The sequence below is a fragment of the Anaerobranca gottschalkii DSM 13577 genome, from assembly GCF_900111575.1.
Classification (GTDB): Bacteria; Bacillota; Proteinivoracia; order Proteinivoracales; family Proteinivoracaceae; genus Anaerobranca; species Anaerobranca gottschalkii.
In genome coordinates, this window is the sequence record NZ_FOIF01000028.1 from 1 (window position 1) to 26,351 (window position 26,351).

Here is a 26,351-nt window from a genome sequence, read left to right on the forward strand (position 1 = left end):
ACCAAGGGGGTAGTGTGTCTAAAATTAGAACAAAGGGGATGAACTGATGAGTAAGAAGAAAAAAGGTAACAAGAAAAAGAGTCCACAAAAAGTGAACTTAAAGAATTTTATAGAGTATGTTTGTTTGGGGTGCAAGATTGTAGAAAAAGTTCCCAAGGAAGTAGTGGAATACTTTGATATGATGGATGATGGAGATACATCAATACCACCTAGATTTAGCTGTGAGAGTTGTGGAGCAGAAATGTATCCCAAAGATTATATAGGAGTTCATGGAGAGCACTATAAAATATAAATGAATTTAAGTGCGCCGAATGGCGCTTTTTTTATGAATAATTTTATTGTATATACAGTGGTAGATAGGGAATATTCAATATTAATAATAAATCTTCAAAAAAACTATTGAAATGTTTTAATTTTTCCTTTAGTATAAGCTATAATGAAGTTACATTTAGAGGTGTAGGTATGGATCTAGTTAATCTAGTAAAAAAAGAAATGGCTAAATTAAATATAAATGATGATCAAGTTTTGGTAGTTGCAGTTTCTGGAGGTCCTGATTCAGTGGCATTACTCCATATTCTTGCACAACTAGGATATAAATTACATGTTGCCCATCTTAATCATGGACTAAGGGGTAAAGAATCTGAAGAAGATGCAGAATTTGTTAAATCCATTGCACAAAATTTGATTTTGCCTTATACTATTGAAAAAAGATCTATCCCACAACAAGGTTCTATACAACAACAAGCTAGAAAGATTCGCTACCAATTTTTCAAAGAAGTTTGCCAAAGTCAAGGATCGGATATTTTAGTATTAGCACAACATTGTGATGATCAGTTAGAAACTGTATTGATGAACTTTTTTAGAGGAGCAGGTTTGGCGGGACTTACCGGTATAAAAAGCATAAATAATTATGATGGTATTACTTTAGTAAGACCTTTGTTAAAATGCAGCAAAGAAGAGATTTTAAATTATCTAAAGGAAAATAATATAAAATATCGAATAGATAGTAGTAATCTAAAGGAAAAATATTTAAGAAATAAATTTAGATTAAAAATTATACCCTTTTTAGAAAAGGAATTAGGGAGTGGTTTTAAAAGAACAATTTTAGGAAATGTTGAAATTTTAAATTTAGATGAAGATTATTTAAATCAACAAACTGAACAAGTATTATCAGCTGTAATTAAAAAAAGAGACAAGTATTCCCAATATGATATAATATTAGATGCTAAGCTAGGGACTTACCACAAAGCTATAATAGCTAGGGTAATAAGGCGAATTATATCTGATTTATATGACCTTAGAAACTTTAGTTCTCAAAATATTTTAGATATAATAGATGTATGTGCATCACCAGTACCTAAAACAATTCATCTGCCTAATAAAATTTTATTTACCAAATGGAGTAATAATCTTGCTTTTTTTAGAGAAGAAAATGTAAAATTTAAAGGAGATGAAATTACAGTTTATCCTGAACAACCTGTGATCTATGGCAATAAAAGAATAATAATAAAAGAAGAACTAGATGAAGATTTAGGCAAAGCTAACCACATAATATCTGGGGATAATTTATCATTTCCCTTGGTTATTAGAGGTAGAAAAAATGGTGATAGGATTAGGTTATCCCAATCAGGTGGTAGGAAAAAAATAAAAGACTTTTTTATAGATTTAAAGATACCTAAACAGGAAAGGGATAATATACCTATATTAACTGATAGTGAAGACAATGTAATTGCTATTTTAGGTTACCGAGTAAGTTATAATTACTATATAAAAAAAGATACATGTAAAAAACTATATGTGTATATAAATGAGAATGGAGGAATATAAGTGGAAAAAGTAGTTGAAAGGATACTAATATCAGAAGAAGAAATTCAACAAAAAGTAAAGGAATTAGGTCAACAATTATCTAACGATTATAAAGGAAAAGATGTTTTATTTATTTGTGTATTAAAAGGTGCGATAATGTTCATGTCTGACCTTTCTAAAGCTATGTCAATACCTATTGAAATGGATTTTATGGCGGTTTCTAGCTATGGGGCATCTACAAAATCTTCAGGGATCGTGAAGATTATCAAAGACCTTGATGCATCTATTGAAGATAAGCATGTGGTGGTTATTGAAGATATAATTGATACTGGTTTAACTTTAAGTTATTTAATTAAAATTCTTCAAAATAGAAAGCCGGCATCATTAAAAATTTGTACCCTTTTAGATAAGCCTGCCAGAAGGACTGTAGATATAAAGCCAGATTATAGTGGTTTTGTTATAGATGATCACTTTGTAGTGGGATATGGTTTAGATTATGATGAAAAGTATAGAAATATCCCTTATATCTTTATACCTAAAGGGGATATTATTAAGTAAATTGTAATAATACTCAAAATATGATAAAATAATGACATATCCGTGAGAGGAGGACATGAATGAAAAATTATCGTCGCTTAAGTATATATATATTATTATTATTAGTTATCTTTACCTTTGTACAAGGGGGATTAGATTTAACTCCACCGGATCGGAAGGAAATAACTACTAGTGAATTTATTGATTATCTTGAGCAAGGTCAGGTCAAGTTTATCGAAAAGGATGAACAGATTATTAGGGGTGAATTAGTTGGTGGGCAAAAGTTTACCACAACCATTGATGAGCCGTTGTATAATAGTATTTTACCGTTGTTACGGGAAATTCAGTTTAAAATCCAACCACCTCAAAGACCTAATTTCTTTGTTTCTATACTAACTTATATATTACCCTTTGTGTTGTTATTAGTAATATTCTTTTTCTTTATGCAACAATCCCAAGGTGGAGGAAGTAGGGTAATGAATTTTGGCAAAAGTAGAGCCAAATTACATGACCCTAATCAAAAAAGGGTAACTTTTAAAGATGTAGCCGGTGTAGATGAAGCAAAGGAAGAATTAGAAGAGATAGTAGATTTTTTAAAAAACCCGAAAAAATTTATTGAGTTAGGAGCTAGGATACCTAAAGGAGTATTGCTTTTTGGTCCTCCTGGAACTGGTAAAACACTATTAGCTAGGGCAGTAGCCGGTGAAGCAGGGGTTCCTTTCTTTAGTATTAGTGGTTCTGATTTTGTGGAAATGTTTGTCGGTGTTGGAGCTTCTAGGGTTAGAGACTTATTTGAAAATGCCAAAAAAAATGCCCCTTGTATAATATTTATTGATGAAATTGATGCTGTGGGTAGGCAAAGGGGTGCAGGTTTAGGGGGAGGACATGATGAAAGGGAACAAACCCTAAATCAACTTTTGGTAGAAATGGATGGATTTGGGACCAATGAAGGTATCATTGTGATGGCTGCTACTAACAGGCCTGATATTCTTGATAATGCTCTATTAAGACCAGGGAGATTCGATAGACAAATAACTGTGGATTCCCCAGATGTAAAAGGGAGAGAAGAGATTCTAAAAATACACAGTCGAAATAAGCCTTTAAGCAAAGAAGTTAATCTTGAAATATTGGCAAAGAGGACTCCTGGCTTTACAGGAGCTGATTTAGAAAACTTAATTAATGAAGCAGCTCTCTTAGCAGCCCGTAAAAATATGAAGGTAATTAGTATGGAAGATTTAGAAAATGCCATTGATAGGGTTATAGCAGGACCAGAAAAGAAAAAGAAAGTTCGCTCTGAGGCTGAAAATAAATTGGTAGCATACCATGAAGCTGGCCATGCAATAGTTGGTCACTTTTTAGAACATGCAGACCCAATTCATAAAGTTACTATTGTTCCAAGGGGAAGGGCAGGAGGTTATACATTAGCCCTCCCTAAAGAAGATAGATATTTTATGTCTAAAAGTGAAATCCTTGATAAATTATCTATGTTGTTAGCCGGTAGAGTTGCAGAGCAAATTGCATTAAATGAAATAAGTACCGGTGCCCAAAACGATTTAGAAAGGGTCACTCAGCTAGCCCATAAAATGATAATGGAGTTTGGTATGAGTGAAAAATTAGGTCCATTAACCTTTGGCCAGAAGCAAGACCACGTTTTCTTAGGTAGAGATATAGCAAGGGAAAGAAATTACAGTGAAGAAGTAGCATCTGCCATTGATAAAGAAACTAAAGCTATTGTTGAAAGATGTTACAAAGTTGCAGAGGATATTCTCAAAGAGCATAGAGATAAACTAGATTTAGTTGCTAAAACTTTACTAGAAAAAGAGACAATTAATCGGGAAGAGTTTTTAAAACTTATGGGGGAGACAGACTCTGAAAAAACTGAAGAAATAACACTTGAGGAAACAGAAAAATAGAAAAATAAAAACCTAAAAACTAAATGATTTTCTCTTAGGAAAGGGGGTTGATATTTCAAGAAAGATGAAGTATCAACCCCCGTATTGTTTTACCCTTGACCACGCTAAAGGAGGAAAGAAATAAATGGAAAAAGTGTTTCTCGATGGAACCTCACTAACGATTGAAGAAATACATAAGGTAGTGTTTGAGAATGTTTCGGTGGCTTTATCCCCTAAAGGTAGGGAACAAGTTTTAAATAGCCGTAAATATGTTGAAGAAATAATTGAAGAAGGGAAAATAGTATATGGAATAACTACAGGATTTGGCAAATTTAGTGATGTATTTATATCAAAGGAAAATACTGCTCAGCTCCAACTTAATTTAATTATTAGCCACGCTTGTGGAGTAGGAGAACCATTTCCCCAGGATGTAGTAAAGACTATGATGCTTCTCCGGGCCAACTCTTTAGCTAAAGGATATTCTGGAATAACTATGGAAACATTAGAGCTTTTATTGGCAATGATAAATAATAACATTATACCTTTAGTACCTTCACAAGGTTCTTTAGGGGCTAGTGGGGATTTAGTACCTTTAGCACATATTGCTTTGGTCATGATTGGGAGAGGAAAAGCATATCTAAATGGCGAAATAGTACCAGGAATAAAAGCTTTAAAGGCTGTAGGACTACATCCAGTAGAGCTAAAGGCAAAAGAAGGATTAGCTTTAATTAATGGTACACAAGCTATGACAGCTTGTGGAGTTTTGGCATTAAAGAAATCTGAAGAAATTAAAAAATTAGCTGATATAATTGCTGCTTTAACTTGTGAAGCTTTAAATGGGATAATAGATGCATACCATCCAAAAGTAAGTAGAATACGTCCCCATAAAGGGCAGCAGGATAGTGCTGAAAACTTAAGGAACTTATTAGCACATAGCAGGTTAGTTTCACGACAAGGGGAGTTACGGGTACAAGATCCTTATACTTTAAGGTGTATTCCACAAGTTCATGGAGGTTCAAGGGAAGCCCTTGATTATGTTAAAAAAGTTGTTTTAACTGAAGTAAATTCAGTTACAGATAATCCTTTAATTTTCTCCGACGAAGGTCAGGTGATTTCAGGTGGGAACTTTCATGGGCAACCATTGGCAATAGCCATGGATACTTTAGCTATAGCTATTTCTGAGTTTGCTAATATATCAGAAAGGCGAATAGAACGCTTAGTAAATCCCCAATTAAGTGGTTTGCCAGCATTTTTAGTAGAAGATGGGGGGGTGAATTCCGGTTTTATGATACCACAGTATGTAGCGGCAAGCTTAGTTTCAGAAAATAAAGGACTATCTACCCCTGCTTCTGTGGACTCAATACCTAGTTCTGCAAATCAAGAAGATCATGTTAGTATGGGAACTATAGCTGCCAGAAAAGCCTTAAGGGTGGTAGAAAATACAATAAATGTTTTAGCAATTGAACTTTTGTGTGCTGTCCAGGCCTTAGATTTTAAAGAACCGGAAAAAATGTCTCCTATAACCAGAGAAATTTATGACTTAGTACGTAGTAAAGTGAGTAAACTAGTTGAAGACAGAGAGTTACACGAAGATATAAATAAATGTGCAGAATTAATAAAAACTGGTGCTGTTTTAAAGGTTGTATCAAATCACATCAATTTAAAATAAAGGAGGAATTTATATGGAAATTAGAGCTCCAAGGGGAAGTCAGTTAACTTGTAAAGGATGGCAACAAGAAGCGGCTTTGAGAATGTTGATGAACAACTTGGACCCGGAAGTGGCAGAAAGACCAGAGGATTTAGTAGTATATGGTGGGACAGGTAAAGCAGCGAGAAACTGGGAGTGTTTTAATGCCATTGTTAACACTTTAAAGGAATTAGAAGATGACGAAACAATGTTAGTACAATCGGGAAAACCAGTGGCAGTATTTAAAACACATAAAAATGCTCCTAGGGTATTAATAGCTAATTCCCTTTTAGTACCGGCTTGGGCAAACTGGGATAAATTTTGGGAACTAGAAGATAAAGGGTTAATGATGTATGGGCAAATGACTGCAGGTAGCTGGATTTACATTGGAACCCAGGGAATATTACAAGGAACTTACGAAACCTTTGCAGAAGTGGGGAAAAGACATTTCGGTGGAGATTTAGCAGGGAAATTAGTAGTTACTGCTGGTCTTGGAGGAATGGGGGGAGCCCAGCCCCTTGCTGTAACGATGAATAAAGGTGTAGCTATTGTTATTGAAGTTGATCCCCATAGGGCTCAGCGTAGGGTAGATACAAAGTACTGTGACAAAGTAACAGATAACCTAGATCAATGTTTAGAATGGGCACTAGAAAGTAAAGAAAAACAACAACCATTATCTATTGGTCTTATAGGAAATGCTGCGGAAATTTTACCGGAACTATTGAATAGAGGAATAATACCAGATGTCGTTACAGATCAAACTTCTGCCCATGATCCATTGGGGGGATATATTCCTAAAGGAATGACATTAAAAGAAGCAGAAGAGTTGAGAAAAACAGACCCTGAAAAATATATTCATTTAGCTAAAGAAAGTATGGCTATTCATGTAAAGGCAATGCTAGAAATGCAAGAAAAAGGTTCAATTGTCTTTGACTATGGTAACAATATTCGCCAATATGCTTATGAATATGGGGTAAAAAATGCTTTTAATTTCCCGGGATTTGTCCCAGCATATATTAGACCTCAATTTTGTGAAGGTAGAGGTCCATTCCGTTGGGTTGCTTTATCAGGGGATCCAGAAGATATTAAGGTTACAGATCAGTTAGTTAAAGAAATGTTTCCTGATCAAGAAAGGTTAATTAGATGGATAGAAATGGCTGGGGAAAAAGTTCAATTCCAAGGATTGCCTGCTAGGATCTGTTGGTTAGGCTATGGAGAAAGGGCCAAATTTGGTTTGGCGTTAAATAAACTGGTAAGAGAGAAAAAAGTTAAAGGGCCGATAGTTATAGGTCGAGATCACCTTGATTGTGGCTCTGTGGCCTCACCTAATAGAGAAACAGAAGGAATGAAAGATGGTAGTGATGCAGTGGCAGACTGGCCAATTCTTAACGCTTTGATAAATAGTGTGGCAGGGGCTAGTTGGGTATCAGTTCATCATGGTGGTGGTGTAGGAATAGGTTATTCTATTCATGCTGGTATGGTAGTGGTTGCTGACGGAACTGAAGAGGCTGATGAAAGATTGAGTAGAGTACTTACCACTGATCCAGGAATGGGAGTAGTTAGACATGTAGATGCCGGTTATCAAGAAGCTGTTGATCATGCTATCAAACATGGGATTAAAATTCCAATGTTAAATAAATAGGAGGGGTTTTAAATGAGTATAGTTCAATGTGTACCTAATTTTAGTGAAGGAAGGAATCAAGAGGTTATACAAAAAATAGTGGAAGGAATTCAAAGTGTGCCAGGGGTTAGAGTGTTAGACTATTCCTCTGATAAAGACCATAATAGAAGTGTAGTTACTTTAGTAGGTTCTAAAGAAGTAATTGTTGATGGGGTTTTTGCTGGGATAAAAGTGGCTACAGAGTTAATAGATATGACTAAACATCAAGGTGAGCATCCTAGAATGGGGGCTACTGACGTCGTTCCATTTATCCCTATAAAAGATGTTACTATGGATGAATGTATAGAGTTAGCAAATAAGCTAGGAAAGAGAATTGGAGATGAACTTGGTATTCCAGTATACCTTTACGAAAAAGCTGCAACAGGAAGCCATAGAACAAATCTAGCTAATGTTAGAAAAGGTGAATATGAAGGTTTAGCTAAAAAAATGGAAGACCCCAAATGGTATCCTGATTATGGTCCCAAAGAATTTAATCCAAAATCAGGGGCAACGGCAGTAGGGGCAAGGATGCCTTTAGTAGCTTTTAATGTTAATTTAAACACATCAGATTTAACTATAGCAGAAAAAATAGCTAAAAATGTTCGCCTTTCTGGTGGAGGATTACACAGTGTTAAAGCCATGGGAGTTGAACTAAAAGAGAGGGGTATAGTCCAAGTTTCTATGAATATGGTGGATTATAAGAAAACTCCCCTTTATAGAGCAGTAGAGTTAATAAAAATTGAGGCCCAGAGATATGGTGTATCAGTGGTTGGCTCAGAAATAATAGGTTTAGTACCTATGGATGCCCTTGTGGAAAGTGTGGAATATTATCTAGGCCTTGAAAACTTCAGGAAAGACCAAATTTTAGAAAATAGATTGTATCAGGTGTAAGTTATGAAACTGGCCTTTGTTAATGGAAATATTGCTACTTTCCAAGGGTATACTTTAAGTCCCCAGAGAGGTGAAAACTTTGGGGACTTGGGATTAATAAAAGGGGGAACAATTTTAGTCCAAAATGGTTATATTAAAGAAGTTGGAAAGGATCTCCCAATTCCGCCTGATTACCAAATAATAGATGTCCAGGGTAGATTAATTACACCTGGTTTAATCGATTCCCATACCCATTTAGTACATTATGGTAGCAGAGAAGGGGAGTATATTTGGAGAATACAGGGAAAACCTTATATGGAAATCCTAAAAGAAGGTGGAGGAATATTAAGTTCCGTTAGACAAACCCAAAAAGCTTCCCTTGAGGATTTATTAAAACAAAGTAGAAAAAGCTTAGATAGAATGTTATCTATGGGCATTACTACAGTAGAAAACAAAAGTGGCTATGGGTTAAACTTAGAAACAGAATTAAAGCAATTAAAAGCAGGACAGATTCTTAATAGCCAACATCCAGTAGATGTAGTTAATACTTTTTTAGGTGCCCATGCAATTCCATTGGAATACAAGGAAAATCCTGACGGATATGTAGAGGAAGTTATTAAAATGCTCCCTATTGTTAAAGAGTATGCTGAGTTTTGTGACGTTTTTTGTGAAGAAGGGGTATTTTCCGTAGCACAAAGTGAAAAAATACTCCTTAAAGCTAAGGAATATGGGTTTAAATTAAAAATCCATGCCGATGAAATAGTTTCTACAAAGGGGGCACAATTAGCAGCAAGAATCGGGTGCGTATCTGCAGATCACCTTTTAGCTATAGATGAAGAGGGGATAGAGGAGTTAGCCAAGTCAAAAACAATTGCCGTTTTACTTCCTGGTACTTCCTTTAACCTCATGTCAAAAAAATATGCCCCTGCCCAGAAAATGATCAATAAAGGAGTAGCCATTGCTTTAGCTACAGATTATAACCCTGGCAGTTGTCCTACTGAAAATCCACAGTTAATTATGACCTTAGCCTGTTTAAACTTAAAACTTACTCCGGCACAAACTTTAGCGGCCTTTACAATTAATGCTGCCCATAGCCTTGATTTAGCCCATGATAGAGGAAGTATTGAAAAAGGGAAAATTGCAGATTTGGTCATTTTTGATTGTGATAATGTAGATTATATACCTTATCATTTTGGAATTAATCACGTCCAAGCTGTTTATAAAAGGGGAATAAAAGTTGTTTAGAAAAGTGTGTTAATTTTTGCACAATAAAGGATTTTTTAGGCAATATGGCGAATGTTACAAGGGGACAACATTAATGAGGAGGGTTTATTATGAAATCTGATATTGAAATTGCTCAACAGGCGAAAATGAAACCTATTATGGATGTGGCAAAAACCATCGGGTTAAAAGAAGAGGAAGTAGAGCTTTATGGTAACTATAAAGCCAAAGTTTCTTTAAAAGTTTGGGAAAGGGTAAAAAATAATCCAGATGGTAAGTTGATTTTGGTGACGGCCATTAATCCAACTCCAGCAGGTGAAGGAAAATCTACTACTACCGTGGGATTAGGACAAGGCTTACAAAAAATAGGGAAGAAGACCATTATTGCTTTAAGGGAACCTTCCTTAGGACCTTGTATGGGAGTTAAAGGTGGAGCTGCTGGTGGTGGGTACTCTCAGGTAGTTCCCATGGAAGATATAAATCTTCACTTTACAGGAGACCTTCACGCTATTACTACTGCCCACAACCTATTAGCAGCTATGCTAGACAATCACATACATCAGGGTAATGAACTCAATATTGATCCAAGAAGAATTACCTTTAAGAGGGTTATGGATTTGAATGAAAGGGCTTTAAGAAATATTGTAATTGGATTAGGTGGAATTGCCCAAGGTGTTCCAAGGGAAGATGGTTTTGATATTACTGTGGCTTCTGAAGTAATGGCCATCTTATGCTTATCCAATGACTTAATGGATCTTAAAGAGCGTTTAGGGAAAATAATAGTAGGTTATACCTATGATAAGAAACCTGTAACCGCTAAAGACCTGCAAGCCCATGGAGCTATGGCTCTACTTTTAAAAGATGCCATTAAACCAAACTTAGTTCAAACCCTTGAAAATGTTCCTGCTTTTATTCATGGAGGTCCCTTTGCTAACATAGCCCATGGCTGTAATAGTGTTACAGCTACAAAATTAGCATTAAAATTGGCAGACTATGTAGTAACTGAAGCTGGTTTTGGTGCAGACTTAGGGGCAGAGAAGTTCTTTAACATTAAATGTAGATATGCTAATTTAAAACCTGATGCTGTGGTAATTGTGGCAACAGTTAGAGCCCTTAAGATGCATGGTGGATTAAAGAAGGATGAGTTAACTACTGAAAATCTCGATGCTTTGGCAAAAGGGTTCAGTAACTTAGAGAAACATATAGAAAATGTTAGAAAGTTTGGAGTACCTCTGGTAGTTGCTATCAACAAATTCCCTAGTGATACTGATAAAGAAATAGATTATATTTTAAAGCGTTGTGAGGAAATGGGAATATTAGTATCTTTATCAGAAGTTTGGGCAAAAGGTGGAGAAGGTGGTATAGACCTCGCTCAAAAAGTAGTTGATATTTTAGAAACACAAAGGAGCAATTTTAGAGTATTGTATGATGAAAAATTATCTATAAAAGAAAAAATAACAATTATAGCAAAGGAAGTTTATGGAGCTAAAGGTGTAATTTTTGAGAAAAAGGCAGAGACCAGTATAAAACAATTAGAAAAATTAAATTTAGATAAAATGCCTATTTGTATGGCCAAAACTCAATATTCATTATCTGATGATCCGAACCTATTAGGAAGACCAGAAAATTTCGAGATAACTGTAAGGGAAGTTAAAGTTTCTGCTGGAGCAGGATTCATAGTTGCCCTAACGGGAGAGATAATGACAATGCCTGGTTTACCTAAAGTTCCTGCAGCAACTAAAATGGATATTGATGAAAATGGTGTAATTACAGGATTATTCTAAAAAAATCCCCCTTGACCTAGTAGGTTAGGGGGATTTTTAATATAGATTTGTAATAAATAGGCTTAAAAATAATATTAAGATAGATGGAGTTACTATATTTTTAGTTCTATGGTAACTGTAAGTTACTATTAAAGAAACAGCCCAATAGCTGAAAAAGGTTAAGACTGAGATCTGATTATTTTGTAAAGGTGTAATGAGGAAAAAGGCAGCTAATATCGTTGAGGTAACAATTATTCCTGGCCATTTTCCTATAAAAGTTTCTAAGGTAAATTGTATAAAACCTCTAAATATAACCTGTTGTAATAAGATTACTAACAGAATTGATAACAATGAAATTGTTGTATAGCTATTTTCAGGAACTAACTGGAAGGTTGTAGATATAAATAACAAGTAGAAAATCACTATTGGGACAAAAATACTTTTAATTATTTTTTTGTAAGTAATACCTAAATCTATTAAAGGAACTTTTGCAATAATCACCCAATAACCTAAATATAGTACAGGTATTAAGTATAAAATTCCTTGAATAGCAAGTTCTAAGTCATAATATGAACTTAACCATTTGATTCCTAAACTGTAAATTATAAAAACTGCTAAGTGGATTTGGGAGGAAATTTTATCTAAGTAATTAATAGATTGCTTTTTTTCAGAACTATAGTCAGTTGTTAAGAAGGCTATTAAACCTAAAAAGGCAAGTAGTAAAAGAAAGTTATATAAAATATTGATTTCTAGGGTATATGGTAATGGGTAAAGTTTTTCACCTATGGAATGATTAAAAGAGTAACTGATTTCTTGGGAATTAAATGTAATTTTTTCCCCTTCAGAGTAATTGATTTCACCATCTAAAGGAGAAATAAATTTAATCATTACAGAACGGGGGCTAGGGGGAATTATTCTATTAACACCTAAGATATTTGAACTATACAATAAAGACTTAACACTTTCTAGTCTTTCTTCTAAATAATTCACAGGATAAGTGATTTCTTCTTGGATAAAAATAGTATCACCTTTTATTCTTTCGAAATCTTCGTGGTGAATCGGTAGTATCACTTCTGATATTTCCAATTCAAAAGGAAATTCATAAGGAGAAAACTCTTTAAAAGAGTCTGTAGCTTCAAAGGTAGCTGTACCTTCTGCTATAATTAAAATAGAAGAGATCCGGTCGTTATGGTAACCGGGAATTACATAACCACCTTTAGGGAATTCTAATGTCAAGAAATCGAAATTTATAGTCCATGTGTGGAACTTGTAGGTTTCCTTAATATTATATGGGGTATCTAGAATTCCTAACTGTTCGCTAAAAGTAATAGATAAACTTAAGGCAGATATACCAAACAAAAAGGCAAAAATTAAGCCTAAAAAGGTTTTACCAATGGGATTTTTATATATTACTTTAATTATACTGAACATAGTATTCCTCCACTTAAAAAATTTACTATCATAATAATATTTCGCTAATATTTACTTAATTCCTGCCTAAAACCTTAAATTGACAATATTTGTACAAGGGTATACAATTATTATATTAATATGATTAAGGGAGTGTTATAAGTGGCTATTAAAGATTTTAATACACTACATTCTGAAATAAATAAATTAAGGAAAGAAAAAAATGCAATTATTTTAGCCCATTATTATCAACGTCCGGAGATTCAGGACATTGCTGATTTTGTAGGAGATTCCTTTGGATTAAGTCAAAAAGCTGCACAGACAGATGCAGATGTCATAGTCTTTTGTGGGGTTCATTTTATGGCGGAAAGTGCCGCTATTTTAAGTCCAGATAAAATTGTAATATTACCAGAACCTAAAGCAGGGTGTCCAATGGCTGATATGGCAGATGTTGATTCATTAAGGGAATTAAAGAAAAAACATCCCGATGCTACTGTTGTCGGCTATGTTAATACTACGGCAGCAGTAAAAGCAGAATGTGATATTTGCTGTACTTCTGCCAATGTTTTAAAAGTAGTAAATTCTATATCTAACAATAAAATTATATATGTACCAGATAAAAATATGGCAGATTATATTGCAAAAATGACTGATAAAACCATTATTCCTTGGGAAGGTTATTGTTATACCCATGATAGGTTGACTAAGGAGGAAGTTTTAAAAGCTTATGAGGATTATCCCCATGCTAAAATAGTTGTTCATCCAGAGTGTCCAAGGGAAGTCGTAGAAGTTGCCCATGAAGTAACAGGTACTAGTGGAATGTTTAAATACATTGAAAAAACCGATGCTAAAACATATATTATAGGGACAGAAGAAGGCCTTGGCCATGCTTTAAGAAAGCAATTTCCTGATAAAGAATTTATTTTCCCAAGTAAAAACTTAATTTGTGCCAATATGAAAGCAAATACGTTAGAGAAGGTCTATAAATCTTTATTAACCTTAGAGCCGGTAATTACAGTGGATGAGGAAATTCGATTAAAAGCTAAGAAAGCTCTAGATAGAATGTTAGAGGTAAAATAAAGGCCTTCTAATTGGGGGTTATAACAGTGATACCAAGATATTTGGCTGATTTTAAAAAAGAAAATTTAAAAATTGAAAAGACCGATGTAGCAATTATAGGAGCTGGTCTTGCAGGTTTATTTGTGGGTTTGCAACTAAAATCTAGTTGTAATATTACCATAATTACTAAAAAGAAATTAACAGATAGCAATACCGAACAAGCTCAAGGGGGTATTGCAGCAGCTATTTGTGAGAAAGATTCCCCGCAATTACACTTTAAAGATACGATAAATGCTGGACATGGATTATGTAATATTGATGTGGTAAATGAGGTTGTTAATAAGGGGCCTAAAGCAATACAGGCCCTACTCTACTATGGAGTTCCCTTTGACCGCCAGCAAGGGCAATTAGCCCTAACTAGGGAAGGAGCCCATAGTAGAAGGCGGGTTCTTCATGCCAGCGGTGATGGGACAGGCCGAGTTATAAGGGAAACCCTAACAGCAAGGATAAAAGAGAGAAATAACATTACTTTATTAGAAGACACATTTATAATTGATATTTATACAGTGGATGGAGAAGCAAAAGGAGTCTTTATTTACAAAGATCATGGGATAACATTACTCCTTGCAAACTATGTAGTGTTAGCTTCAGGGGGAGCAGGGCAGTTATTTAAGTATACAACTAATCCAGAAGTAGCAACGGCTGATGGTATTGCCATGGCTTATAGGGCAAAGGCTGATATTAGGGATATGGAATTCGTTCAATTTCACCCAACTGCCTTAGTATTACCTAAAGCCCCTAGATTTTTGATATCTGAAGCCGTTAGGGGAGAGGGTGCTATCTTAGTTAATCATCATGGAGAAGCATTTATGGCTAAATACCATGAAAGTAAGGATTTGGCACCTAGAGATGTTGTATCAAGGGCAATGTTAGAGGAAATGGAAAAAAGCAATACTGAATATTTATTTTTAGATGTTTCCCATATGACTGAAGAAAACATGGAGAGAAGATTTCCTACTATTTATAAAACCTGCCGTGAATTTGGTATAAATGTTCCTAAAGAAATGATCCCTGTTGCTCCAGCCGCCCATTATTTTATGGGGGGAGTAGTAGTAGATAAAGAAGGAAAAACTAATATTAAAGGATTGTTAGCTTGTGGTGAAGTAACTAGTACAGGTTTACATGGTGCCAATAGGTTAGCTAGTAACTCTTTATTGGAGGCTTTGGTTTATGGTCAAAATATTGCAGACTATATAAATAAAAATATAGAAAAGGAATTAGATAATAATATTAAAATTAATTTGCCAAAATTTAAATATATCTTTACTGGAGTTATCCAACCTAGAAGTATAAGGGGAGAAATTCAAGAGTTAATGTGGAAATATGCAGGATTGAAAAGAGATCAGAATGGGTTAACAAAACTAACTAATCGATTAGAACAATTAACTAAAGAGTTATCTATGCCAAAAGATGTAGAAGATTTTGAAACTATCAATATGTTACAAGTCAGTCTGTTACTAGCCCAAGGTGCTCTAATTCGGACAGAAAGTAGAGGAGGACATTTCCGGGAAGATTACCCTAAGGCTGATAAAAGGTGGAAAAAACATATTAACTTCAATATCGATAAAAAGATATTTTACTCTGAAATCTAGTAGGAGGAGCATGGAGATGAATAATATTTTGTTAAAAAAGCAGATTGAAAAATTTCTAATAGAAGACTTAGGCCATGGAGATTTAAGTACAGAGTATATTTGTGATCACAATCATTTTGCCGAAGCTATTATCCATGTTAAAGAAAAGGGAATAATTTGTGGCTTAGATGTGGCGGAGACTGTCTTTAAGTTAATAGATAGTGATGTGAATTTTTATAAATTAGTTAGTGAAGGTCAATTTGTAGAAAGTGGTCAAGTAATAGCAAAGGTTGCAGGAAAAGCTAGTACTATTTTAAAAGGAGAAAGATTAGCGTTAAATTTACTACAAAGATTATCGGGAATTGCGACAATGACTTATACATACCAAGAGAAAATTAAAAATTACAATGCCTTTGTTACAGATACAAGAAAAACTACCCCTGGGTTAAGGCTATTAGAAAAATATGCCGTTACTGTAGGTGGAGGAAGGAACCATAGATTTGGGTTATATGATGCAGTAATGTTAAAAGATAATCACATAAAAATTGCTGGTTCCATAACTAAAGCAGTTCAAAAAGTAAGGGAAAAAATACCCCATACTATGAAAATTGAAGTAGAAGTAGAAACTTTAGAAGGAGTAAAGGAAGCATTAGAGGCAAGGGCGGATATTATCATGTTAGATAATATGACTATTGAAAACTTAAAAAAAGCAGTTGAAATTATAGGTGATAAAGCGATTACAGAGGCATCTGGAGGTATTACCCTAGAGACAATAGAAGAAGTGGCGAAAACAGGAGTTAAATATATTTCCGTTGGAGCTTTAACCCATTCTTATAAAGCACTAGATATTAGCTTGGATATGTTTGATAAAAAGTCATAGGATAGGAGAGGAAGGTATGTTATTAGCCTTAGATGTAGGAAACACCAATATTGTTATTGGGTTATTTCAAGGGGAAAAGTTAATCCATAATTGGCGAATATCTACTACTAGAAGTAGGACAGAGGATGAATATGGTATTATTTTAAAGAATTTATTTATCCATAATGGGTTAGAGAATATTGTAATTAATGGTATTATTATTTCTTCTGTCGTACCACCGGTGATGCCGGCTTTACAAAAAATGGCTAAAAAATATTTTAATATCGAACCTATAGTGGTTGGTCCAGGAATAAAAACATCTATGCCAATAAAAACAGAAAATCCTAGAGAGGTTGGAGCAGATCGTATAGTTAATGCTGTGGCAACTATTCATAAATATGGGACACCTGCCATAGTTGTTGATTATGGAACAGCTACTACCTTTTGTGTAATAAATAGAAAAGGTGAATATTTAGGGGGCTGTATAGCACCGGGAATAGGTATATCAACGGAAGCCTTATTTGAAAGGGCAGCTAAACTTCCTAGGATAGAATTAACTAAACCAGAAAGTATTATTGGCAAGAATACTATAACTAGTATGCAAAGTGGAATAATTTATGGATATATGGGTCAGCTAGAAGGTTTAATCCAAAGGATTTCTCAAGAAACTAATGAAAAATACATTGTAGTTGTTACTGGGGGATTAGGGAAACTAGTGGCAGATCAAAGTCCTTTAGTAGATTATATCGATCCTTATTTAACCCTTGAAGGATTAAGAATACTATACGAGAAAAATAAAAAATAATAAAGAATTATTAGAATAATATAGTAAATTCCTCCCTGATATTATATAATTATATTGTAATAGAAGGGGGGATAATGGTGTTTATTAAGTTATTAACTCTATTTACTATAAGTTTAGGATTAGTAGTATTGTCAGAGTTTATAATAAATAGAAATAATCCCCTTACCTTTGAGGTGGGGGAGAGTTATTTAAAAAAAGCTATAAAATCAGCAAGGCTAGGAAATAATCTATCATTTATTTTTTGGTTAAATCTTTTAATGATTTTACTGATTATACTTTATAACATATAAGGAGTGGAAATATGGCGGATAAAAAACAGGTAATAAAAGCTAAAGTTTGGGCTGTTTTAGGAGCAAGCAATGATCCAGAAAAATTTGGTTATAAGATAACACAAGCTTTAAAGGAGAAAGGGAAAACCGTTTACCCTTTAAATCCTAAAGAGGGTGAAATTCTAGGATTAAAGGCGTATAAAGATCTAAAACAATTACCAGAAATACCTGATGTTATAGACTTTGTGGTACCTAAACCTATTGGGTTACAAGTGATTGATAGTGGGATTATACCTAAAAGTACTATACTGTGGTTTCAACCTGGAAGTTTTGACCAAGAATTAGTGGACTATGCACAGGCAAAAGGTTATGATGTAGTAGCAGATGGATGTGTTTTAGTGGAATTAAGAAATATTTAAGTTTTTAGATTCCTTTATGGAGGTAAATCTCTAGTGAAAAAGGACAAGCTCTTGATTTTAATAAACCTAATTATAGTTATTGGATTATTGTTCTTTATGGATCAATCAATTCAGTTGAATTTGATTGGTAAATTTATAATTTTCTTATCCAGTCTATGTATTTCTATACTTACTAATTTTATAAAAGTATACTACCCCAAACTTTTTAAATTAGCAGTAGTAACAGGCTCCTTTATATTAACCCAGATAATAGTTTTGAGTGTTGGGCAATACAGTAGTGTCAATGTTATATTTTATTTATTTCCTATGGTTTTAGCGGTATTAGCTTATGGAGTGACAGGTGGATTTATAATTTTTTCATTAGCAATATTGAATTATTATCTAGTTTTTTTATTAGGTCCAATGTCTTCTTTTGAAATTATACATAACATAATAGTATTAGGTATTATAAATTTAGTATTTTGCTTTCTTATAGCAAAAACAGAAGAAGCTAATAATAAAAATCAAGATTGGTTAGAGAAATTACATAGTAAAATTAACGAACTTTCCCTTCTCAAAGAAATTGGTAATCTAATGCAAACAACTACAAATTTAAAAAAAGTAAATAAAATAGTTTTAACTGCTATAACTGCCGGTTATGGATTAGGCTTTAATAGAGGTCTTCTCTTTTTAGTAAAAGAGAAAGATGGTAAAAAAGTTTTGCAAGGTGAAATGGCTATTGGACCACTATCTCAGCAAGAAGCCTATAGAATCTGGGGCAATGTAGTTAGGACTCAAAATTCCTTATCAGATGTTATTGCCGTTGAAGATGAAGTTGATGAATCTTTAAACGATTTTATAAGAAAAATTACCTTACAGTTAACAGATGGAAATAATCCCCTTATTAAATCCTTACTAAATAGAGAGCCGATAAAGAAGGTTAAAGCAGATCCTAATTTATTAGGGGAAAGTTTAGTAGCATTAAAATTTACCGATTATGCTATAGTTCCTTTGATAGCTAAGAAACAGGCTATAGGAGTTATTTTAGTAGATAACAAATTTAATGGTAAACCAATTACCGATGAAGATATGGATTCCTTGATAACATTAGTTAATCAAGGGGCTTTGGCTATTGAAAACATTATGCTTTATGAAAAATTTGCTGGGTTAGCTATAACCGATGGTTTAACAGGTCTATATAATCATAGGTTTTTTAAGGAACAATTAACTAAATTAATTAATGAAAAACAAAGTTTTGCCCTTTTAGTAATTGATATAGATGATTTTAAAGAATTCAATGAAATTTATGGTCATGCTTGTGGAGATAGTATTTTATCTTCTGTTGGAGAAAGTATCAAGAAAGTAGTGGGAAGTAAAGGAATCCCTTGTAGGTATGGTGGTGATGAATTTACTATTATATTACCCAATTATTCCCGTATTCAAGGGAAGGAATTAGCAGTTCAAATCCAAGAAGAAGTAAAAAAAGTATCCTTAAATTTTAACGGAGTAGTACAGAAGCCCTTAACTTTGAGTATAGGTTTGGCCCTTTATCCTACAGATGCCAATACGGGTGAGGAACTGTTTTGCCATGCAGATAGTAAATTAAAAATATCTAAGATTTCAGGAAAAGATACCATCACTTAAAACTAAAAAAGGTGGTAAAAACTATGATTATAATCATTTTTGCCTATTTAATGTTTATATTTTTAAGTTTTAAAGTAACTATTTTTAGAGGAACAACCAAGTTAGAATCTAGGTTACTTCCAGAAGGAAGTGATATTACTATAGGTGAAATGTCCTTCTCGCCAGAAAGAATAGTTTATTACATCTCTCTTTCCAAGCAGATTAAGGAAGATGAATTAGATAAGAATTTACATGTGGAGTATGTTTCCAAAGGAATTTTCGATACAGTACCTTTAGCTATCCAAGTCTACTTAAATCAGGGTCAAAATAAGAAGCTAGTTGCAGAACTTTTAGAACAAAGATTTGATTTACCTGCTTTAGATAGTCTATTAGGAGAAAATAAAATTAGTAAAGAGCAGTATGAATATATTAAAAAATATAAGTTTAAACATCCATCTACTAAAAATCTACTTTTATTTGAAGTTAAAAAACGGCTTAAAGAAACTAATTTTAATAATTATATCAATTAGGTATAATAGTTATAGGGCACCCTATAACTATTTTTTTGGAGGGTAATAAATGAATATAAAAGATATATTAAGGGAAAATCCACTGGTTTTAGCACCAATGGCTGGAGTAACGGATAAAACCTTTAGGCAAATAGTAAAAAATCATAACTGTGGCTTATTATACACAGAAATGGTCAGTACTAAAGGCCTTATCTTTGGTACAGAAAGGACCGGAGAAATAATCGATATTACCGATGATCAACATCCCATAACGGTTCAAATATTTGGAAATAATCCTGAAGAATTTGGTAAGGTTGTAGATTTTGTTCAGCAAAAGGGTGCTGACTTTATAGATATAAATATGGGTTGTCCAGCACCTAAAATTGTAAAAAATGGTGAAGGAGCCGCTTTGTTAAAAGATATAGACAAAGGGAGGGCTATCATTAGAGAAGTAGTGAAAAACTCCTCTGTACCTGTAACAATTAAGATAAGAAAAGGTTGGGATAATTCTAGTATTATAGCAATAGAATATGCTCAAATGGCTGAAAGTGAAGGAGTAAGTGCTATAGCTGTTCATGGTCGAACAAGGGAACAATTTTATAGTGGCAAAGCAGATTGGGATATAATTAAAAGGGTAAGGGAATCAGTTAGTATTCCTGTCATAGGCAATGGTGATATCTTTACACCGGAAGATGCTAAAAAAATGTTGGATTACACAAAATGCCATGGAGTAATGATTGGTAGAGGGGCTATGGGAAATCCATGGATCTTTAGTAGAACATATCAGTATCTTACAACAGGTATAATAACTAAAGAGCCATCGGCAGTAGATAAAATAGAAACAGCCCTCTATCATTTAAGAGAACATGTTAAATATAAAGGTGAATATTTAGGAGTAAGGCAAATGCGAAAACATCTGGCATGGTATTTGAAAGGTTTACCCAAAGCTTCAGAAATAAGAAATATAATAAATACTTTAGATACTTTAGAAGAAGTAGAAAAAACACTATTACAATATAAATTAGAATTAACCAAGACGCCATAAAGGCGTTTTTCCAATTTTTAGTTCTAAAATCTTGTGCTTTATAATAATTTAAATTATAATAATTGTAAACATTTTTGTGCACAATATTTAGGGGTGGGTTTAATGGATTTTTATAAGATAAATGATAAAACAATAAGTAGAGAAAAAATAATTAAGTACATAGATAAAATTTTAACTATGCGATCTTTAGGGCATTCACAAGCAGAAGTAGCGAACTTAATTAATACTGATAGAACTTTTATTTCGAGAATAGAATCTTTAGGAGAAGTACGAAAGGGAAAAACCATAGCCTTAGTTGGTTTTCCTATTGGTAATGCTCAAGAGGTAAGAGATCTAGCCCAAAAATACGGAGTAAATTATGTTTTTTTATTAAGTGAGAAGGAAAGATGGGAATTTCTAATCTCCCAAACAGGCCTTGAATTATTTGACCAACTAATTAAGATAGTAGGAGAAATACGAAAATATGATACAGTAATTCTTATGGGGTCCGATATGAGAATCAAGGTTTTAGAATCTTTATTGGATAATGAAGTAATTGGGATTAATATAGGAGAATCCCCTATAAAGAAAGATGTTTATGTAGATCTAGAATATTTAGATAGAGTTTTTCAAAATATAGTGTAGAATGGGGTGTAATTAATAATGAAGAGGGTAGTCAGTGTTAGTTTAGGTTCTAGTGACAGAGATCATAAAGTTCGCACAAATATTTTAGGTATAGATTTTGAAATAGAGCGGGTAGGTACTGATGGAAGTATCGAGAAAATGAAAGAACTAATAAAAAGTCTTGATGGTAAAGTAGATGCCTTTGGTCTAGGGGGGATTGATTTATACCTTTATGCCGGTAAAAAAAGATACATTATAAAAGATGCAGAAAAAATTGCCGCATGTGCTAAAAAAACCCCAGTGGTCGATGGTTCAGGACTAAAAAATACCCTTGAACGAAGGGTGTTAAAGTATTTAAAAAGTACTAATTGGGAATTTAAAAATAAAAATGTTTTAATGGTCTGTGCTTTAGATAGATTTGGTATGACTCAAACATTTGAAGAATTTGGCTCTAATATGGTGTATGGAGATTTAATGTTTAGTTTAGGGATACCTATTAAAATTGATAATATCAATGTTTTATACCGTTTAGCAGAAATATTAATGCCAGTTGTTAAACATCTACCTTTTAAATTCATCTATCCCACAGGTTCAAAACAAAATCAACATAAACTTAAATATGCTAAAGTTTTTCAGTGGGCAGATATCATAGCCGGTGATTTCCACTATATAAAAAAACACATGCCTAAGAATTTACAGGGCAAAATGATAATTACTAATACTGTAACAACTAAGGATGTGGAATTTTTAAATAAAGCAGGTGTGGATACACTTGTCACAACTACACCTGAATTAAATGGTCGTTCTTTTGGTACCAATGTCATGGAGGGAGTCTTAGTAGCATTATCAGGCCAGTTTCCATTATCGGAGGAGCAATATGAAGAACTTCTAGATAAAGTTGATTTTAAGCCAAGGGTTTTAAAATTTAAGGCTGACCAATTAGGGAGGGAATTGGCTCATGGATAATAAATTTGCCTTTATTGTACATCCTATAGATTTATCAGATATGTATCGCAAGTTTCCTTTTTTAAAGAAAATGCCACCAGTATTTACGGAAAATCTAGTAAAGATCTTACCACCAATAAAAGTTTCGAATATTGTCGGTGTAGAATCAGATTATAATTCTACTGAAGGTTATTTTGTTGGTTGCACACTAACTAGTGAACAAATTGTGAAATTGCCCCAGAATTTTGTATATAAAAAGATAATTAAAGCTGGGAAATTAGCAGAAAAATTAGGGGCCAAAATAGTAGGATTGGGAGCAATGACTTCAGTTGTTGGAGACGCTGGAATAACCATAGCGAAAAATTTGAATATTCCTGTGACAACTGGTAATAGCTATACTGTAGCCTCAGCATTAGAAGGGACAGAAAAAGCAGCAAATATCATGGGATATGATTTTAAAAATTGTGAAGTTACTGTAGTTGGAGCAACGGGATCTATTGGTTCTTTAATTTCTAGGGTATTAGCTGGTAAAGTTAGAAATCTAAATTTGGTTGGTAGAAATGAAGAGAAGCTAGAATCTTTAGCTAGAAGGATTTATGATGAAACAAAAAATAATGTAAAAATATACTGTGATTTACATAAATGTATAAATAAATCTGATGTCATTGTTTCCGTCTCAGCTGCCGTTGATCAAATAATCCAACCAGAATTTTTAAAACCTGGTGCAGTTATTTGTGATGTAGCAAGGCCAAGGGATGTTTCCAAACAAGTTCAGGAAAAACGAAATGATGTTTTAGTTATTGAGGGAGGACTTATTGAAGTTCCAGGTGATGTAAATTTTAATTTTAACTTTGGCTTCCCCCCTAAAACTGCCTATGCTTGCATGGCAGAAACCATGATTTTAGCCCTAGAAGAAAAATTTGAAAGTTTTACTTTAGGAAGGGATTTAACCTATGAGCAACTTGAGGAAATTAGTCAATTAGCAAAAAAACATGGTTTTAAATTAGCAGGGTTTAGAAGTTTTGAAAGGGCTGTAACCGATGAACAAATAGAAAAAATAAAGGAAAATGCTAAAATTAATTTATTAAATTATGAAAAAAAAGTTGTAAGAGTTTGACAAAAGGTTATAAGTCACTTATAATATTTGCAAGCACTAAAAGGATTTTACTTTTGGTGCTTGTTATTCGTATTTTAGGTTAGGTATATTGTGAATAATTTATAGCAAAATTACATATCATCATGTAACAGATACTATTTTAAAAAGGAGAGACTGACATGAGTAATAAGGAAATTATTTTAACACCATCAGGTTTAAAAAAACTTGAAGAAGAATTAGAGTATCTCAAGTCAATTAAACGTAGAGAAGTAGCTGAAAGAATTAAAGTTGCAATTAGTTATGGGGACATAAGCGAAAACTCAGAATATGATGATGCTAAAAATGAGCAAGCATTCGTCGAAGGAAGAATTTTGACTTTAGAAAAGATGTTAAGAAATGCAAAGATTATTGATGAAGGTGATGTTAATAGAGAAGTAGTAAATGTAGGGTGTACTGTTGTGCTAAAGGATTTAGAGTATGACGAAGATTTAGAATATACTATTGTCGGGTCTGCAGAGTCTAATCCAAACGACAATAAGATCTCTAATGAATCTCCGGTTGGTAAAGCCATCATCGGTAAGCCAGTGGGAAGTATTGTTGAGGTTGCGGTACCTGAAGGGACAATAAAGTACAAAATTATTTCTATTAAATAATTTTGTATACATTTTCGGGGGTTTTAATTTACTTACTTGGTTACTGCACTCATATATTAGGATATTATATAAATTAGGAGTGAGTTATGTGGAACAAATGGAACTAAATGAGTTACAGAAAATCAGACGGGAGAAATTAGCAAAGCTCTATGAGCAAGGGATAGAACCCTATGGTGAAAAATATGAACCTACCCATAAAACTAGTGAGATTTTAGAAGGGTTTGAAGCTTTAGAAGGTCAAGAAGTTAAAATTGCTGGTCGCATTATGGCCAAAAGAGGTCATGGAAAAGCAGGGTTTTTAAATATTAAAGATTTTAATGGTCAAGTTCAAGTGTATGGAAGAAAAGATGTCCTTGGGGACGAGAATTATCAATTATTTGAAAGTCTAGATGTTGGGGATATTATTGGGGTACAAGGTATTGTTTTTAAAACCCAGAAAGGCGAGATTTCTGTTAAAGCGAACAATATTACTATGCTTGCTAAATCTCTACAGCCATTACCAGAAAAATGGCATGGTTTAAAAGATGTTGAACTTAGATATCGCCAAAGATATGTTGATTTAATTATTAATGAAGATGTTATGGATACTTTCATTAAGAGAAGTAAAATTTTACGTTCAATAAGAAATTATCTAGAAAACTTAGGTTTTTATGAAGTAGAAACTCCGATGATGCATCCTGTAGTAGGAGGAGCTTCTGCTAGACCTTTTATTACCCATCATAACACTTTAGATATGGATTTATATTTAAGGATAGCCCCTGAACTATATTTAAAGCGTTTAATTGTCGGTGGTTTTGAAAAGGTCTTTGAAATAAATAGAAACTTTAGAAATGAAGGTATATCTACAAAGCATAATCCTGAATTTACAATGATGGAGCTATATCAAGCATATGCAGATTATAAAGATATGATGGAAATTACTGAAAATTTAGTAGCTCATGTAGCAAAGGAAGTTTTAGGTACTACCTTAATAGAGTATCAAGGTGAAAAAATTGATCTTTCTCCACCATGGCGAAGGGCAACTATGACTGACTTAGTTAAAGAGTATACTGGTATAGATTTTTTAACTTTGAATGATGAAGAAGCCCTTAAAATAGCTAGAGAAAAAGGATTAGATACGGAAAATGGTAACTGGACATGGGGTAAGATTGTTAACTGGTTCTTTGAGGAATATGTCGAAAGTAAGTTAATTCAACCAATTTTTGTTATTGGGCATCCTAAAGACATTTCTCCTTTAGCCAAAGCTCAGAAAGAAGATCCCAGATTAACTTATAGATTTGAAGGTTTTATATATGCAAGGGAGTTGTGTAATGCTTTTTCTGAGTTAAATGACCCCATCGACCAAAGAGAAAGGTTCGAAAACCAAGTAAAAGAAAGGGAAGCAGGAGATGACGAAGCTCATATGATGGATGAGGACTTTGTTACTGCCCTTGAATATGGTATGCCTCCTACAGGAGGACTAGGGATAGGTATAGATAGGCTGGTAATGCTTCTCACTAATAGTAGCTCAATTAGAGATGTTTTATTATTCCCTACTTTAAAGAGGAGAGATTAAGATTTATATTAAAAAGGAAGAAGGGTAAAATTGACCCTTTCTTCCTTATATAATTTTTTTATAATATAATTAGTCCTTAAATCTATCTCCTCGACTTAAATTATATCTTTCTTTCAGCTATGATGATTACACAACTAACTTACAGCTACCAAATTGGAATAAATTACATTTGAGTTATCTCAAATAATTTGATATTATATCATTCGTTGGTGTTAAAACACTTTTTAAAAAAACAATAAAAAAGCAAAATAAAAAACAAAAAAGTGTTGACAACAAATAAAGAATATGATAATATAATTTCTGCAGTCAATGATGACAGCGAAACAAAAAATAAAGTTCTTTGAAAACTAAACAGCATCGAAAACTTTGAGTTTAAGTCAGGGAAAACTTTCAATTTTTATGGAGAGTTTGATCCTGGCTCAGGACGAACGCTGGCGGCATGCCTCACACATGCA

General features: G+C 33.4%; 24 protein-coding genes. 23 read left to right on the top strand and 1 reads right to left on the bottom strand.

Features of this window, described 5'->3' with window-relative positions; translation table 11 throughout:
- Positions 1-46 precede the first annotated feature (46 nt).
- From BMX60_RS07495 to BMX60_RS07535, 9 genes are all read left to right on the top strand, one after another.
- Positions 47-292, top strand: a complete 246-nt coding sequence (locus BMX60_RS07495) for a hypothetical protein (protein WP_207648380.1) — start codon at positions 47-49, stop codon at positions 290-292.
- Between the two features lie 170 nt (positions 293-462).
- On the top strand, positions 463-1,827 hold the full coding sequence (gene tilS / locus BMX60_RS07500; protein ID WP_091350849.1) for a tRNA lysidine(34) synthetase TilS: 1,365 nt from the start codon (positions 463-465) through the stop codon (positions 1,825-1,827).
- Positions 1,828-2,364, top strand: coding sequence for a hypoxanthine phosphoribosyltransferase (hpt, locus tag BMX60_RS07505; RefSeq protein ID WP_091350850.1), 537 nt, complete (start codon positions 1,828-1,830; stop codon positions 2,362-2,364). It begins immediately after the preceding gene.
- Between the two features lie 59 nt (positions 2,365-2,423).
- The gene (gene ftsH / locus BMX60_RS07510; RefSeq protein ID WP_091350852.1) at positions 2,424-4,256 is read left to right on the top strand and encodes an ATP-dependent zinc metalloprotease FtsH; all 1,833 of its coding nucleotides are present in this window, start codon (positions 2,424-2,426) and stop codon (positions 4,254-4,256) included.
- A 124-nt stretch (positions 4,257-4,380) separates the two neighbouring features.
- Entirely contained in the window at positions 4,381-5,904 is a 1,524-nt protein-coding gene (gene hutH / locus BMX60_RS07515; protein ID WP_091350853.1) for a histidine ammonia-lyase, read from the top strand.
- A gap of 13 nt (positions 5,905-5,917) precedes the next feature.
- Positions 5,918-7,564 (top strand): urocanate hydratase, encoded by a 1,647-nt coding sequence (gene hutU / locus BMX60_RS07520; protein ID WP_091350855.1) that lies wholly within the window; start codon positions 5,918-5,920, stop codon positions 7,562-7,564.
- A gap of 12 nt (positions 7,565-7,576) precedes the next feature.
- The gene (gene ftcD, locus BMX60_RS07525; protein WP_091350856.1) at positions 7,577-8,473 is read left to right on the top strand and encodes a glutamate formimidoyltransferase; all 897 of its coding nucleotides are present in this window, start codon (positions 7,577-7,579) and stop codon (positions 8,471-8,473) included.
- 3 nt (positions 8,474-8,476) lie between these two features.
- Positions 8,477-9,697 carry an imidazolonepropionase gene (hutI, locus tag BMX60_RS07530; RefSeq protein ID WP_091350858.1) on the top strand — a complete coding sequence of 407 codons (1,221 nt, stop codon included), beginning with the start codon at positions 8,477-8,479 and terminating at the stop codon, positions 9,695-9,697.
- A gap of 89 nt (positions 9,698-9,786) precedes the next feature.
- Positions 9,787-11,457: a formate--tetrahydrofolate ligase gene (locus tag BMX60_RS07535; RefSeq protein ID WP_091350859.1), complete on the top strand. Its 1,671-nt coding sequence runs from the start codon at positions 9,787-9,789 to the stop codon at positions 11,455-11,457.
- A gap of 36 nt (positions 11,458-11,493) precedes the next feature.
- Here the strand turns inward: BMX60_RS07535 and BMX60_RS07540 are convergent, their stop codons facing one another.
- Entirely contained in the window at positions 11,494-12,867 is a 1,374-nt protein-coding gene (locus tag BMX60_RS07540; protein WP_091350861.1) for a CPBP family intramembrane glutamic endopeptidase, read from the bottom strand.
- 141 nt (positions 12,868-13,008) lie between these two features.
- On the opposite strand from BMX60_RS07540, the gene nadA reads away from it, so the two are divergent.
- From nadA to lysS, 14 genes are all read left to right on the top strand, one after another.
- Positions 13,009-13,926 carry a quinolinate synthase NadA gene (gene nadA / locus BMX60_RS07545; RefSeq protein ID WP_207648419.1) on the top strand — a complete coding sequence of 306 codons (918 nt, stop codon included), beginning with the start codon at positions 13,009-13,011 and terminating at the stop codon, positions 13,924-13,926.
- Between the two features lie 26 nt (positions 13,927-13,952).
- Positions 13,953-15,557 (top strand): L-aspartate oxidase, encoded by a 1,605-nt coding sequence (nadB, locus tag BMX60_RS07550; RefSeq protein ID WP_091350863.1) that lies wholly within the window; start codon positions 13,953-13,955, stop codon positions 15,555-15,557.
- 16 nt (positions 15,558-15,573) lie between these two features.
- A complete protein-coding gene (gene nadC, locus BMX60_RS07555; protein ID WP_479722606.1) occupies positions 15,574-16,416 on the top strand; it encodes a carboxylating nicotinate-nucleotide diphosphorylase in 843 nt (280 codons plus the stop codon).
- Between the two features lie 16 nt (positions 16,417-16,432).
- A complete protein-coding gene (locus BMX60_RS07560) occupies positions 16,433-17,200 on the top strand; it encodes a type III pantothenate kinase (protein WP_091350866.1) in 768 nt (255 codons plus the stop codon).
- Between the two features lie 77 nt (positions 17,201-17,277).
- The gene (locus BMX60_RS07565; protein ID WP_091350868.1) at positions 17,278-17,490 is read left to right on the top strand and encodes a hypothetical protein; all 213 of its coding nucleotides are present in this window, start codon (positions 17,278-17,280) and stop codon (positions 17,488-17,490) included.
- A gap of 11 nt (positions 17,491-17,501) precedes the next feature.
- Entirely contained in the window at positions 17,502-17,888 is a 387-nt protein-coding gene (locus BMX60_RS07570) for a CoA-binding protein (protein ID WP_091350869.1), read from the top strand.
- Between the two features lie 33 nt (positions 17,889-17,921).
- Complete coding sequence (locus BMX60_RS07575) at positions 17,922-19,511, top strand: sensor domain-containing diguanylate cyclase (protein ID WP_091350871.1); 1,590 nt, start codon at positions 17,922-17,924, stop codon at positions 19,509-19,511.
- Positions 19,512-19,534: 23 nt separating this feature from the next.
- Entirely contained in the window at positions 19,535-20,020 is a 486-nt protein-coding gene (locus tag BMX60_RS07580) for a hypothetical protein (protein ID WP_091350873.1), read from the top strand.
- Between the two features lie 49 nt (positions 20,021-20,069).
- The gene (gene dusB, locus BMX60_RS07585; RefSeq protein WP_091350874.1) at positions 20,070-21,044 is read left to right on the top strand and encodes a tRNA dihydrouridine synthase DusB; all 975 of its coding nucleotides are present in this window, start codon (positions 20,070-20,072) and stop codon (positions 21,042-21,044) included.
- 102 nt (positions 21,045-21,146) lie between these two features.
- Positions 21,147-21,668: a transcriptional regulator gene (locus BMX60_RS07590; RefSeq protein WP_091350876.1), complete on the top strand. Its 522-nt coding sequence runs from the start codon at positions 21,147-21,149 to the stop codon at positions 21,666-21,668.
- An 18-nt stretch (positions 21,669-21,686) separates the two neighbouring features.
- On the top strand, positions 21,687-22,613 hold the full coding sequence (locus tag BMX60_RS07595) for a quinate 5-dehydrogenase (protein WP_091350878.1): 927 nt from the start codon (positions 21,687-21,689) through the stop codon (positions 22,611-22,613).
- A complete protein-coding gene (locus BMX60_RS07600; protein WP_091350880.1) occupies positions 22,606-23,709 on the top strand; it encodes a polysaccharide biosynthesis protein in 1,104 nt (367 codons plus the stop codon). The genes BMX60_RS07595 and BMX60_RS07600 overlap by 8 nt, the downstream gene beginning before the upstream one ends.
- Before the next feature lie 158 nt (positions 23,710-23,867).
- Positions 23,868-24,341: a transcription elongation factor GreA gene (gene greA / locus BMX60_RS07605; RefSeq protein ID WP_091350882.1), complete on the top strand. Its 474-nt coding sequence runs from the start codon at positions 23,868-23,870 to the stop codon at positions 24,339-24,341.
- Between the two features lie 97 nt (positions 24,342-24,438).
- A complete protein-coding gene (gene lysS, locus BMX60_RS07610; protein ID WP_091350886.1) occupies positions 24,439-25,896 on the top strand; it encodes a lysine--tRNA ligase in 1,458 nt (485 codons plus the stop codon).
- The last annotated feature ends 455 nt before the right edge of the window (positions 25,897-26,351 follow it).